Origin of the sequence: Pantoea rodasii, from assembly GCF_002095465.1 — a bacterium.
GTDB lineage: Bacteria > Pseudomonadota > Gammaproteobacteria > Enterobacterales > Enterobacteriaceae > Pantoea > Pantoea rodasii.
Genome location: NZ_MLFP01000001.1, coordinates 378565 through 391886 on the forward strand (window position 1 = coordinate 378565; position 13322 = coordinate 391886).

The following is a 13322-nucleotide window of genomic DNA, read 5'->3' on the forward strand; positions in this document are numbered from 1 at the left end:
GATTCATCAACAGCAGGTTCGTACTTCGGCGCTCACGCATCCCACGATTTTGTACGGCTTTGTGCTGCCTCCACGTGGGCGCGTGCTGGCACGCAGGCAATCGTTTGTATTGCTGCGCACGAAATTTTTGATATTTTGGCAGAAGACTCCCTTATGGTAGTCATCGTTGAATTCTGAATAGGGTCGGGAAATGGCAAAGGTATCACTGGAAAAAGACAAGATTAAGTTCCTGCTGGTGGAAGGCGTTCACCAGAGTGCGCTGGAAAATCTGCGTGCCGCAGGTTACACCAACATCGAATTCCATAAAGGGGCACTGGATGCGGAGTCGCTGAAGTCCTCGATTCGCGATGCGCACTTCATTGGTATCCGTTCCCGTACCCAATTGACTGAAGAGATCTTTGCGGCGGCTGAGAAGCTGGTCGCTGTAGGCTGCTTCTGTATCGGTACTAACCAGGTTGATCTGGGTGCTGCGGCGAAACGCGGTGTGCCGGTGTTTAACGCGCCATTCTCCAATACCCGTTCGGTTGCGGAACTGGTGATCGGTGAAATGCTGCTGATGCTGCGCGGTATTCCTGAAGCGAACGCCAAAGCGCACCGCGGTATCTGGAACAAAGTAGCTAACGGCTCCTTTGAAGCGCGTGGCAAGAAGCTGGGCATCATTGGCTACGGCCATATCGGCATGCAGCTGGGCGTGCTGGCAGAGAGCCTGGGTATGCACGTGTTCTTCTACGACATCGAGACCAAATTGCCGCTGGGCAACGCGACTCAGGTTCGCCATATGTCCGATCTGCTGAACATGAGCGATGTGGTCAGCCTGCACGTGCCAGAAAATGCATCGACTCAGAACATGATCGGTGCGGAAGAGCTGGCGCTGATGAAGCCGGGTTCCCTGCTGATTAACGCCGCACGCGGAACGGTGATTGATATCCCAGCCTTGTGCAATGCGCTGGCTAACAAACACCTGTCTGGCGCTGCCATCGACGTATTCCCGGTCGAACCGGCCACCAACAGCGATCCATTCAACTCACCGCTGTGTGAGTTCGATAACGTGATCCTGACGCCACACATCGGGGGTTCAACCCAGGAAGCGCAGGAAAACATCGGTCTGGAAGTGTCGGGCAAACTGGCGAAGTACTCGGACAACGGTTCTACGCTGTCTGCGGTTAACTTCCCGGAAGTGTCGCTGCCGATGCACGCTGCCAGCGTGAGCCGTTTGCTGCACATCCATGAAAACCGTCCTGGTGTGCTGACCGCGATTAACCAGATTTTCGCCGAGCAGGGCATCAACATCGCCGCGCAGTATCTGCAAACGACTCCGGTCATGGGTTACGTGGTGATTGATATCGATGCGGAAGAAGATGTCGCGGAGAGAGCGCTGCAGCTGATGAAGGCGATTCCAGGCACCATGCGCGCCCGTCTGCTGTACTGATTGATATCGTGTTGAGGCGGCCTTCAGGCCGCCTGTGGGCGTGCCAGTGCGCGCCCCAGCGTTTTGTTACGTGTTATCCCACTGCCACAGCTTTGACGGCGTCAGAATCGCGGGCAAAGGCACATCCCACGCCGCTACCGGCAATGCTTCAACTCGCTGACAATCGTGCGCAATGCCCACCGGTAAAAAGTCATGCTGCTGCCAATGTTGCAGCGTGCGATCGTAAAAACCACCGCCCATCCCCAATCGCTGCCCTTGATGGTCAAAAGCCACCAATGGCACCAGCATCACATCCAATTGATCGAGCGTGGTCATTTGCGTGATATCCAGCGGCGGCTCAGGAATACGTAACTTATTCGGGCTAAGTGGCGTATCAGGCGTGTAGCGCAGAAACAGCAAATGACCGGGCGCAAATGGGTGCAGTACCGGTAGGTAAACCTGTTTTTTCTGCTGCCACAGTTTGGCAATCAGCGGGCGGGTATTGATCTCGCCATCGACGGATAAAAACAGGGCGATACGCTGTGCATTCGTGATGGGTGCAAAATTGATGGCATGCTCAGCAAGCAGATCGGCAGCCTGTTCCTGTTGATCAGACGTAAGATTGCGACGCAGATGGCGTACATGCTGACGGATGTCCTGGCGATCAAGTAGGGAAGGTGTGGTCATGATGTCCCCGGCAGAGTCGGCTGTTTGGCCAACTATATCATGCGAAGCGGGGGATTCGCGTCAAACTTCAGGTTGTAGCGGCGTTGGCTGCGAACCCAATCAGTTACCGGTGTAAGCTCATTGGGATTTACTGGCTAGCCGCCTTACTACAACATGAAAGTCTAGCGAAAAGTACTAAAGAGGAGATCTCCGAGATGCCGCCGCAGGCTGTAACCCTTGAACCCATGGTTCAAGGTGAACATGCCGTCACAACTATTAGGCTTCTCGGACGGACCGAGCATGCGCACAAATTGTGGATCGTCACATTCTGTTGGTATTAAATATCGGCTCAGGGGACGGGCCCGCTTGCAAACATCTCAGAGAAAATTGACTTCACCGTGACTCTAACATGAGTACCATGAAGTGTTATTCGAAATTAGGGCCCTGGCGATCAGTTATGCGACCTTGCTCAACTAATGCTTGTTCAATGGTCTGCTGCAGCATACGGATACGTTGTTCCATGTTGGCTGCATAGTCGCGCGTCTTGCCTTTTTCCTGTGCCAACTCGTGGCAAATGTTTAAGGCGGCGATGAACACCAGTTGCTCTGTATTGGTGACTCTAGTGCGAACTTTTAAATCTTGCAACCGTTGATTGAGATCCTCTGCAGCCAGATTCAGCGCATCTTGCTGTTCGGGCGGACAATTTACTCTCAATGAACGACCAAAAATCTGAATATCTACCGGTTGTGCAGACATGCCACCATCCTGACTGATTACTCTGTTCGCATCCCCCTTACCTGTCAATGGGTTGGGAGGTGCGCAACTATATAGAGCCGCGATATAAGTTACAACCCCTTTTCTGGAAACCCTGAGGCACCTGGTGGTAGCATAACACGAACTTATTCTGCCAACGACGAACAAAGCCTATGTCTTTACAGAACGAAACTCCTGGTTACAACGCGCTAGCCGCAGCGCTTTCTCAGCAGGGCGTGGGTATGACCCCCGCTGAAATGCACGGATTACTCTCCGGCATCCTGTGTGGTGGCAACAAAGATGCCAGCTGGAAAACCAAGATCCACGAACTCACCAACGACGGCATGGCGTTTTCGCAAAGCCTGTCGCAGCCGTTGCAGGCCCTGCATGAAAACCTGAGCAATACGCTGGAAGAAGAGGGTTTCATGTTTCAGCTGATGCTGCCGGAAGATGATGACATCACCGTATTCGATCGCGCCGATGCGCTCGCGGGCTGGGTCAATCATTTCCTGCTCGGCTTAGGTGTTACACAGCCCAAGCTGGATAAAGTCACGGGCGAAACCGGCGAAGCGATTGATGATTTACGCACCATCGCGCAGCTCGGTTACGAAGAAGATGAAGATCAGGAAGAGCTGGAGCAATCGCTGGAAGAGGTGATTGAATACGTGCGTGTTGCCGCGTTGCTGTGTCACGAAACGTTCGCGCGTCAGCACACGCCCACTGCGCCGGAAGTGAAAAAACCTACGTTACACTAAGCGCGTCATTGCGGGCGCGTGGTGCCCGTTTCAACAGGGAGTGCAAACATGATTACACTGGAAACCTTCCAGCAACGTCGTCAGGCGCTGATTGCCCGTATGGCACCTGGCAGCGCCGCTTTGATTTTCGCTGCACCTGAAGTGACCCGCAGCAACGACACCGAATACAACTTCCGCCAAAACAGTGACTTCTGGTATTTCACCGGATTCAACGAGCCGCAGGCGCTGCTGGTGCTGATCAAAAGTGATGACAAGCACAACCACAGCGTGCTGTTCAATCGGGTTCGCGATTTGACGGCGGAGATCTGGTTTGGCCGCCGTCTCGGTCAGGACGCTGCACCCGCGAAGCTTGGGGTCGATCGCGCCTTGCCGTGGGACGATATTGGTGAACAACTGCATCAACTGCTCAACGGGCTTGATGTGGTTTACCACGCTCAGGGTGAATACGCAGAAGCCGATCAGCTAGTGTTCAGCGCGCTGGAAAAACTGCGCCGTGGATTCCGCCAGAATCTCAGCGCGCCAGCAACGATCACCGACTGGCGTCCGTGGGTGCACGATATGCGCCTGTTTAAGAGCGAAGCCGAGATCGAAATCCTGCGTCGGGCGGGAAAAATCAGCGCGCTGGCGCATACCCGCGCGATGCAAACCTGCCGACCGGGTATGTTTGAGTATCAGCTTGAAGGCGAAATTCATCATGAATTCAATCGCCACGGTGCACGTTTCCCCTCTTACAACACGATTGTGGGATCGGGTGAAAACGGCTGCATTCTGCATTACACCGAAAACGAAAGTGAGATGCGCGATGGCGATCTGGTGCTGATCGACGCCGGCTGTGAGTTCCACGGCTATGCGGGCGATATCACCCGCACGTTTCCGGTCAACGGCAAGTTCACGCAACCTCAGCGCGAAATTTACGACATCGTGCTGGCCTCGCTGTACAAAGCGCTGTCGATGTTCCGTCCGGGCATCAGCATTCATGACGTCAATGACGAAGTGGTGCACATCATGATCACCGGTCTCGTCGATCTCGGTATTCTGGAAGGCAATATCGACACGCTGTTTGAAGAGCAGGCGCATCGCCCATTCTTTATGCACGGCTTGAGCCACTGGCTGGGGCTGGATGTGCATGACGTCGGCCATTACGGCACACCAAGCCGCGACCGTATTCTGGAACCGGGCATGGTGCTGACCATCGAGCCGGGTCTGTACATTGCGCCGGATGCCAAAGTGCCTGCGCAGTATCGCGGCATTGGTATTCGTATCGAAGATGACATCGTAATCACCACTGACGGCAATGAAAATCTGACCGACAGCGTCGTGAAAGATGCGGATGCGATTGAGGCCTTGATGGCAGCGGCACGTCACGTATGAGCATTTTGATTGCAGGCGGCGGCATGACAGGTGCGACGCTGGCGCTGGCGATTTCGCATCTGACGCAAGGTAAATTGCCCGTCACATTGATCGAACGTAGTTTGCCGGATAGCCGTGCACATCCGGGATACGACGGACGTGCCATAGCGTTAGCCGCGGGCACCTGCCAGCAATTGGCCGACATCGATCTATGGCGATCGCTGGCGGATTGCGGCACGCCAATTACGGATGTGCACGTTTCCGATCGGGGACACAGCGGCTTTGTCCAATTGCAGGCCGATGATTATCAAGTCCCGGCACTGGGTCAGGTGGTTGAACTGTTTGATGTAGGGCAGCGCCTGTTCCAGCGTTTGCAAAGTGCGCCCGGTGTCACGGTGCGTTGCCCCGATTATGTATCATCAGTATCACGCAGTGCTGACAGCGTGCAGGTGACGCTCAACAGCGGGGAACAACTGACCGGCGCGTTGCTGGTGGCCGCCGATGGTTCGCGCTCGCCGTTAGCGGCATCCTGCGGCATTACCTGGCAGCGTGACGATTATCAGCAACTGGCGGTTATCGCCAACGTCACCACGCAACAGCCGCATCAGGGCCGGGCATTCGAACGTTTCACCGAGCACGGTCCGCTGGCGCTATTGCCGATGTCTGGCAATCGTATGTCGCTGGTGTGGTGCCACCCAATTGAAGCTGAAGCCACGGTTAAACAGTGGGATGATGCGACCTTCCTGCGCGAGCTGCAGCAAGCATTTGGCTGGCGTTTGGGACGCTTTACGCACACGGGCCAGCGCGAAGTGTATCCGCTGGCGTTGCAAACCGCTGAACGCCAGGTGGCGCATCGTCTGGCGCTGGTGGGAAATGCGGCGCAAACGCTGCATCCGATTGCGGGCCAGGGGTTCAATTTAGGTCTGCGTGATGTGATGTCGTTGGCGGAAACGCTGGCCAGCGCCCATCGCCAGCAGCAGGACGTGGGCAGCTATGGCGTGTTGCAGCATTTTGCTGCGCGTCGCCAGCCGGATCGCACAGCGACGATCGGCGTGACTGATGGTTTGGTACGGCTGTTTGCCAACCGTTATGCGCCATTAGTGGCGGGAAGAAATTTTGGGCTGGTGGCAATGGACCATCTGCCATGGCTGCGAAACCCACTTGCCGCGCGCACGCTCGGCTGGGTCAAGCGTTAAGCATGAATTAAGGGGCAGCAATGCAAACATTTGATGTGGTCATCGCCGGTGGCGGCATGGTAGGTCTGGCCGTTGCCTGCGGATTGCAGGGGAGCGGCTTGCGCGTTGCCGTGCTGGAAAAAGCACCTGAGCCACAATTTGATCCGGCGAGTGCCGCGTCGATTCGCGTCTCGGCGATCAACGCTGCCAGCGAACGCCTGCTGCAAAAACTGGACGTCTGGTCCAGCATTCTGGCGTTACGCGCCAGCGCCTATCACGGCATGGAAGTGTGGGATCAGGACAGCTTTGGTTCCATCAGCTTTGATGACGAGCAGCAAGGCTTATCGCATCTCGGCCATATTATTGAAAATGAGGTGATTCACAGCGCACTGTGGCAACGCGCCAGCCAGTGCAGCGACATCACCTTATTGGCTCCTGCCCAGTTGCAACAGGTGGCGTTTGGCGACAACGAAGCTTTCGTTACCTTACAGGATGGCAGCATGATGAGTGCGCGCCTGCTGATTGCCGCTGATGGGGCAAACTCCTGGCTGCGCGACAAAGCCGATATCCCGATTACCTTCTGGGATTACGATCATCACGCGCTGGTGGCGAATATCCGCACCGATATGCCGCATGATGCGATTGCGCGTCAGGTGTTCCATGGCGACGGCATTCTGGCGTTCCTGCCAATGCAGGACCCGCATCTTTGCTCCATCGTTTGGTCGCAATCTCCGCAGGAAGCCGCGCGGTCGCAGTCGATGCCCGAAGCATTGTTCAACCAGCAACTCTCAGTCGCCTTCGATATGCGTCTGGGCCTGTGCCATGTCGAAAGCGAGCGTAAAACCTTCCCGCTGATGGCGCGTTATGCACGCAACTTTGCTGCGCACCGTCTGGCGCTGGTCGGCGATGCCGCACACACCATTCATCCGCTGGCGGGGCAGGGCGTGAATCTTGGCTTTATGGATGCTGCTGAGTTGATCGGTGAAATCCGCCGTTTGCACCAGGAAGGCAAGGATATTGGGCAGCACCTTTATCTGCGTCGTTACGAGCGTAGCCGCAAGCACAGTGCCGCGATGATGCTGGCAGGTATGCAAGGATTCCGCGAGCTGTTCGCGGGGACGCATCCGGCGAAAAAGCTGTTGCGTGATGTAGGCTTAAAGCTGGCTGACACGCTGCCAGGCGTGAAACCCATGATGCTAAAACAGGCCATGGGGTTGAACGATATGCCCAGCTGGATCCGCTAAAAAACAGCTCTCACGGCGCCTCATCTGGCGCCGTTTTCATCTCTGCATGAATACGCTTTATTCCTGATTGCACCGCACTGGTGCGCGCCTGCACCCAAATTGCGCCTCGTTTGATTTATTCTAATTTTACCCGTCAATTCGCATTAGTTTTATTCATGATGAGTCGATCTTCTTGCCGAACCATTTCATCATCTTGAGGCGCGCATTCCATTATTTGGCTGTATTAATGTACCTGTAATGTATTTTATGCGTGGTTAATCACAAAAACACAGTGAATTGTGCTGGTCAGCGTTCGATGCACTGCTGAATGATGGTAGTGTTTCGCCCTCGTTTTCCTTATGGTTAATCGCCGCATTCGGTGGTAACTTCAGCACAAAGAGAACGTTTGCGTCAGCCTGACAAGGCGACGCAGGCGCGTCACATTCACTTGTTTTCACAGGATGGTTATGACTCAGCAAACGCCTCTATTCGAACAGCATCAGGCATGCGGTGCGCGCATGGTGGACTTCCATGGCTGGATGATGCCGCTGCATTACGGCTCGCAGATGGATGAGCATCACGCGGTGCGTAATGATGCCGGCATGTTTGATGTTTCCCACATGACCATCGTCGATCTACGCGGTGCCCGCACCCGCGAGTTCCTGCGCTCTTTGCTGGCCAACGATGTCGCCAAACTCACTCAGCCTGGCAAAGCCCTGTACACCGGCATGCTGAATGCCTCGGCTGGCGTCATTGATGATTTGATTGTTTACTTTATGACCGAAGACTTTTTCCGCTTAGTGGTGAACTCCGCAACGCGTGAGAAGGATTTGGCGTGGATTAAACAGCATGCACAGCCGTTTGGCGTTGAACTCACCGAGCGTGACGATCTGGCGCTGATTGCCGTGCAGGGCCCGCAAGCGCAGCAGAAAGCACAGACGTTGTTCACTGCGGCGCAGCGTGAAGCTGTAGCGGGCATGAAACCGTTCTTTGGTGTGCAAAGCGAAAACCTGTTCATCGCCACGACCGGTTATACCGGTGAAGCTGGCTATGAAATTGCAATGCCAAACAGTGAAGCGGCTGATTTCTGGCAGAAGCTGCTGGCGGCAGGCGTCAAACCGGCCGGCCTGGGTGCGCGTGACACGCTGCGTCTGGAAGCCGGTATGAATCTGTACGGTCAGGAAATGGATGAAGGCGTTTCGCCGCTGGCGGCCAACATGGGTTGGACCATCGGTTGGGAACCGACCGATCGCGATTTCATCGGTCGTGAAGCGTTAGCAGCACAACGTGAAAAAGGCACCGAGAAGCTGGTCGGCTTGATCATGACCGAAAAAGGGGTGCTGCGTAACGGCTTGCCGGTTCGCTTTACTGATGAATTAGGTCAGCCACAGCAGGGTATTATTACCAGTGGTTCCTTCTCCCCGACGCTGGGTTACAGCATCGCGCTGGCACGTGTGCCAGCGGGCATTGGTGAGCAAGCGATTGTAGAGATCCGCAATCGTGAAATGCCGGTGAAAGTCACCAAACCGATTTTTGTTCGCGCCGGTAAGCCGGTCGCTCAGTAATTTTTCAGGAGAAATGGCGATGAGCAATGTGCCTAATGAATTGAAATACCGCGATAGTCACGAATGGGTACGCCAGGAAGCCGATGGCACCTTTACCGTGGGTATCACCGAACATGCGCAAGAACTGCTGGGCGATATGGTGTTTGTGGACCTGCCAGACGTGGGTGCCACTTTCGCTGCCGGTGATGACTGTGCTGTGGCTGAGTCAGTTAAGGCCGCATCCGATATCTATGCACCACTGAGCGGTGAAGTCGTTGCCGTGAACGAAGAACTGGCTGACGCACCGGAGCTGGTTAACAGCGAACCGTACGCAGCGGGCTGGTTGTTCCGTATCAAAGCCAGCGACGTTTCAGAGCTCGACTCAATGATGGATGCTGATGCCTACAAAGGCGCCATCGACGAGTAATCGGTAGTTATCGGAGGTGCTGCGCTGCAGCGCCTTCTTTTTTATCTGCCTGATTTAATGCCATTTTTGTAACCCAGCCCGATTCAGGATTTACTGCAAATGACCCAGACTCTCAGCCAGCTTGAACATAACGGTGCCTTCATTGAGCGCCATATCGGTCCTACACCCGCGCAGCAGGCCACCATGCTGGAAGCGATTGGTGCCAGCTCTCTGGAATCACTGATCAGCGCCATCGTCCCTGCCGACATCCAGCTGCCAGGCCCGCCTGCGGTGGGCGATGCCGCGACCGAACAGCAAGCGCTGGCAGAGCTGAAAGCCATTGCCAGTCAGAACCTGCGTTACAAATCCTGGATCGGCATGGGCTACAGTGCGGTGATCACCCCGCCGGTTATCCTGCGTAACATGCTGGAAAACCCGGGCTGGTACACCGCGTACACGCCGTATCAGCCTGAAGTATCACAAGGCCGCCTTGAAGCACTGCTGAATTTCCAGACCCTGACGCTGGATTTAACCGGTCTTGATATTGCCTCTGCTTCACTGCTCGACGAAGCCACTGCCGCAGCCGAAGCGATGGCGATGGCCAAGCGCGTCAGCAAACTGAAAAATGCCGGCAAATTCTTTATTGCGACGACATCCATCCGCAAACGCTGGATGTGGTGCGAACCCGTGCGGAAACCTTTGGTTTTGAACTGATCATCGACAGCGCCAGCAAAGCACTGGATCACGACGACCTGTTTGGTGTGCTGCTGCAGCAAGTGGGTACCAGCGGTGAAGTGCATGACTACCGTTCACTGATTGCCGAGCTGAAAAGCCGCAAAGTGGTGGTGAGCGTGGCCGCCGATTTCATGGCGCTGGTGCAGTTAGAAGCACCGGGCAAGCAGGGCGCAGACATCGTCTTCGGTTCCGCTCAGCGCTTTGGTGTGCCGATGGGTTACGGCGGTCCACACGCCGCGTTCTTCGCCAGCCGCGACGAGTACAAACGTTCAATGCCGGGCCGTATCATCGGTGTCTCGCGCGATGCCGCAGGCGATACCGCACTGCGTATGGCTATGCAGACGCGTGAGCAGCATATCCGTCGTGAGAAAGCCAACTCCAACATCTGTACTTCGCAGGTGCTGCTGGCGAATATCGCCGGTCTGTATGCGGTTTACCATGGTCCTGTGGGCCTGAAGCGCATCGCCTCACGCATTCATCGTCTCACCAGCATTCTGGCTGCGGGCCTGAAAAATGGTGGCCTAAAGCTGCGTCACAACAGCTGGTTCGATACCTTAACGGTCGACGTTGCCGATAAGGCCGAAGTGCTGAGTCGTGCGGTGAGCTTTGGTGTTAACCTGCGCAGCGACGTGCTCAACGGCGTCGGCATCACGCTGGATGAAACCACCTCACGTGAAGACGTGCAGGCTTTATTCGCGATTCTGCTGGGCGATACACATGGTCAGGATATTGATGCACTGGATGCCAGTGTAGCCGCTGAAAACAGCGCTATTCCCGCAGGCATGTCACGTCAGAGTGAATTCCTGACGCATCCGGTGTTCAACCGTCATCACAGCGAAACCGAGATGATGCGTTACATGCACAGCCTGGAGAAAAAGGATCTGGCGCTGAACCAGGCGATGATCCCGCTCGGTTCCTGCACCATGAAACTCAACGCCGCAGCCGAAATGATCCCGATCACCTGGCCCGAGTTTGCGGAACTACATCCTTTCTGCCCGGCAGAACAGGCTTCCGGTTATCTGCAGATGATCGGCCAGCTGTCACAGTGGCTGGTGCAGCTTACCGGTTACGATGCGCTCTGCATGCAGCCAAACTCTGGCGCACAGGGTGAATATGCCGGTCTGCTGGCGATTCGCCGTTATCACGAGAGCCGCAACGAAGGTGGACGTAATGTCTGCCTGATCCCAAGTTCTGCACACGGCACTAACCCGGCATCCGCACAGATGGCGGGCATGGCTGTGGTGGTAGTGGCCTGTGACAAACAAGGCAACATCGACCTGGGCGATCTGCGTGAGAAAGCGGCGCAGGTTGGCGATGAGCTGTCATGCATCATGGTGACCTATCCTTCGACGCACGGCGTCTACGAAGAGACCATCCGCGAAGTGTGCCAGATCGTGCATCAGCATGGCGGCCAGGTTTACCTCGATGGCGCCAACATGAACGCACAGGTGGGGATTACCACGCCGGGTTACATCGGCGCCGATGTATCGCACCTTAACCTGCACAAAACCTTCTGCATTCCTCACGGCGGCGGCGGTCCGGGCATGGGGCCAATCGGCGTGAAAGCGCATCTGGCTCCGTTTGTGCCGGGTCACAGCGTGGTGCAAATTGATGGCGTGCTGACGCAGCAGGGCGCGGTATCAGCAGCACCGTTTGGTAGCGCATCAATTCTGCCAATCAGCTGGATGTATATCCGTATGATGGGCGCGGAAGGCCTGAAGCAGGCGAGTTCGGTGGCAATTTTGAATGCCAACTACATTGCCAGCCGTCTGCAATCCGCCTATCCAATCCTGTATGCCGGTCGCGATGGCCGCGTAGCACACGAATGTATTCTGGATATTCGTCCGCTGAAAGAGCAGACCGGCATCAGCGAGCTGGATATTGCCAAGCGTCTGATCGATTACGGCTTCCACGCGCCAACCATGTCCTTCCCGGTGGCCGGAACGCTGATGGTTGAGCCGACTGAATCAGAAAGCAAAATCGAGCTGGATCGCTTTATCGATGCGATGCTCTCCATCCGCATGGAAATCGACCGCGTGGCCGATGGCGAATGGCCAGCTGACGATAACCCGCTGGTGAATTCACCGCACACCCAAACTGAGATCGTAGGTGAGTGGGCGCATCCCTACAGCCGCGAGCTGGCGGTCTTCCCGGCAGGTAGCACCAACAAATACTGGCCAACCGTAAAGCGTCTGGATGATGTGTTTGGTGACCGCAACGTGTTCTGCTCCTGTGTTCCAATGAGCGAATACCAATAATTTAGCAGTGGTAATCAGGGCCGCCGTGCATTGGCGGCACTCATTCACCCCTGTCTCGAATATTTGTGAGTGACGGGAAGGGCGGAAACTGTTGCCTTGTTGCCACTCAAATTATTTTGGCTAAATACAATTTGAACACCTAATCTGAGGGCCGAGAAATCGGCCCTTTTTCTATTTTGGAGGCAACATGGATCTGGCATTAGTCACCGGCGGCAGCCGTGGCATTGGACGCGCAACAGCACTGATGCTGGCGCAGGCGGGCTATCGCGTCGCGGTCAATTATCGCCAGCGGGCAGCCGAAGCTGAGCAGGTGGTGGCAGAGATTGAAGCACTGGGCGGCAGCGCATTCGCCGTGCAGGGCGATATCGCGATTGAAGCGGAAGTGGTACGCATGTTCCAGCAACTTGATCAGCAGGCTGGCAGTCTGCGCGTGCTGGTCAACAACGCAGGAATTTTGTTTACCCAGTGCCGCGTAGAAGATCTCGATGCGGAACGTATTCAGCGCGTGTTCGCCACCAACGTTACCGGCACTTTTATCTGCTGTCGTGAAGCGGTCAAGCGCATGAGCACCGCACACGGCGGGCAGGGTGGTGCCATTGTGAATGTCTCATCTGCGGCTGCACGCCTTGGCGCACCCGGCGAATACGTTGACTATGCGGCGTCAAAAGGCGCAATGGATACGTTGACCAAAGGGTTATCACTGGAAGTGGCCGCACAAGGCATTCGCGTAAACAGCGTGCGGCCGGGATTAATCTACACCGAAATGCACGCCGATGGCGGTGAACCTGGCAGAGTTGATCGTGTTGCCAGTTCGCTACCGATGCAGCGTGGCGGTCAGGCTGAAGAAATCGCCGCCGCGATTATCTGGTTAGCCAGTGATGCTGCCTCTTACGTCACCGGCACCTTTATCGATGCCGCAGGCGGTCGCTAATTTTCTGATTTAACAATTGAAACTGAGGCAGCGCAATGCATCGCTGCCATCAGCCGGTTGTCACACCTCTTCACAGAATTATTTTAGCTTACATGTGTACTCTGAAATTTATCCCGGT

10 protein-coding genes, 1 other RNA gene and 1 pseudogene are annotated in these 13322 nt (G+C 55.6%); 9 read left to right on the forward strand and 3 right to left on the reverse strand.

Annotated features, from left to right (window positions below; all coding sequences use genetic code 11):
* Positions 1–190 precede the first annotated feature (190 nt).
* Complete coding sequence (gene serA / locus HA45_RS01710) at positions 191–1429, forward strand: phosphoglycerate dehydrogenase (RefSeq protein WP_100703538.1); 1239 nt, start codon at positions 191–193, stop codon at positions 1427–1429.
* Positions 1430–1495: 66 nt separating this feature from the next.
* Here serA and HA45_RS01715 read toward each other — a convergent pair whose 3' ends face one another.
* The 3 genes from HA45_RS01715 to zapA form a co-directional block, all read right to left on the reverse strand.
* Entirely contained in the window at positions 1496–2095 is a 600-nt protein-coding gene (locus tag HA45_RS01715; protein ID WP_100703539.1) for a 5-formyltetrahydrofolate cyclo-ligase, read from the reverse strand.
* A gap of 182 nt (positions 2096–2277) precedes the next feature.
* Positions 2278–2461, reverse strand: a non-coding RNA gene (gene ssrS, locus HA45_RS01720) — 6S RNA.
* A 39-nt stretch (positions 2462–2500) separates the two neighbouring features.
* Entirely contained in the window at positions 2501–2830 is a 330-nt protein-coding gene (zapA, locus tag HA45_RS01725; RefSeq protein ID WP_007890288.1) for a cell division protein ZapA, read from the reverse strand.
* Positions 2831–3000: 170 nt separating this feature from the next.
* On the opposite strand from zapA, the gene HA45_RS01730 reads away from it, so the two are divergent.
* The 8 genes and pseudogenes from HA45_RS01730 (at position 3001) to HA45_RS01765 (ending at position 13204) form a co-directional block, all read left to right on the forward strand.
* Positions 3001–3582 (forward strand): YecA/YgfB family protein, encoded by a 582-nt coding sequence (locus HA45_RS01730; RefSeq protein WP_100703540.1) that lies wholly within the window; start codon positions 3001–3003, stop codon positions 3580–3582.
* A gap of 48 nt (positions 3583–3630) precedes the next feature.
* Positions 3631–4953, forward strand: a complete 1323-nt coding sequence (pepP, locus tag HA45_RS01735) for a Xaa-Pro aminopeptidase (RefSeq protein ID WP_100703541.1) — start codon at positions 3631–3633, stop codon at positions 4951–4953.
* Positions 4950–6128, forward strand: a complete 1179-nt coding sequence (gene ubiH / locus HA45_RS01740) for a 2-octaprenyl-6-methoxyphenyl hydroxylase (protein WP_100703542.1) — start codon at positions 4950–4952, stop codon at positions 6126–6128. Before pepP ends, ubiH begins: the two co-directional genes overlap by 4 nt.
* Before the next feature lie 20 nt (positions 6129–6148).
* Entirely contained in the window at positions 6149–7351 is a 1203-nt protein-coding gene (gene ubiI / locus HA45_RS01745) for an FAD-dependent 2-octaprenylphenol hydroxylase (protein ID WP_100703543.1), read from the forward strand.
* Positions 7352–7797: 446 nt separating this feature from the next.
* A complete protein-coding gene (gene gcvT / locus HA45_RS01750) occupies positions 7798–8895 on the forward strand; it encodes a glycine cleavage system aminomethyltransferase GcvT (protein ID WP_100703544.1) in 1098 nt (365 codons plus the stop codon).
* A 19-nt stretch (positions 8896–8914) separates the two neighbouring features.
* Complete coding sequence (gcvH, locus tag HA45_RS01755; RefSeq protein WP_100703545.1) at positions 8915–9301, forward strand: glycine cleavage system protein GcvH; 387 nt, start codon at positions 8915–8917, stop codon at positions 9299–9301.
* Positions 9302–9484: 183 nt separating this feature from the next.
* Positions 9485–12273 (forward strand): annotated as a pseudogene (gene gcvP / locus HA45_RS01760) (aminomethyl-transferring glycine dehydrogenase).
* A gap of 187 nt (positions 12274–12460) precedes the next feature.
* The gene (locus HA45_RS01765) at positions 12461–13204 is read left to right on the forward strand and encodes an SDR family oxidoreductase (protein ID WP_100703547.1); all 744 of its coding nucleotides are present in this window, start codon (positions 12461–12463) and stop codon (positions 13202–13204) included.
* The last annotated feature ends 118 nt before the right edge of the window (positions 13205–13322 follow it).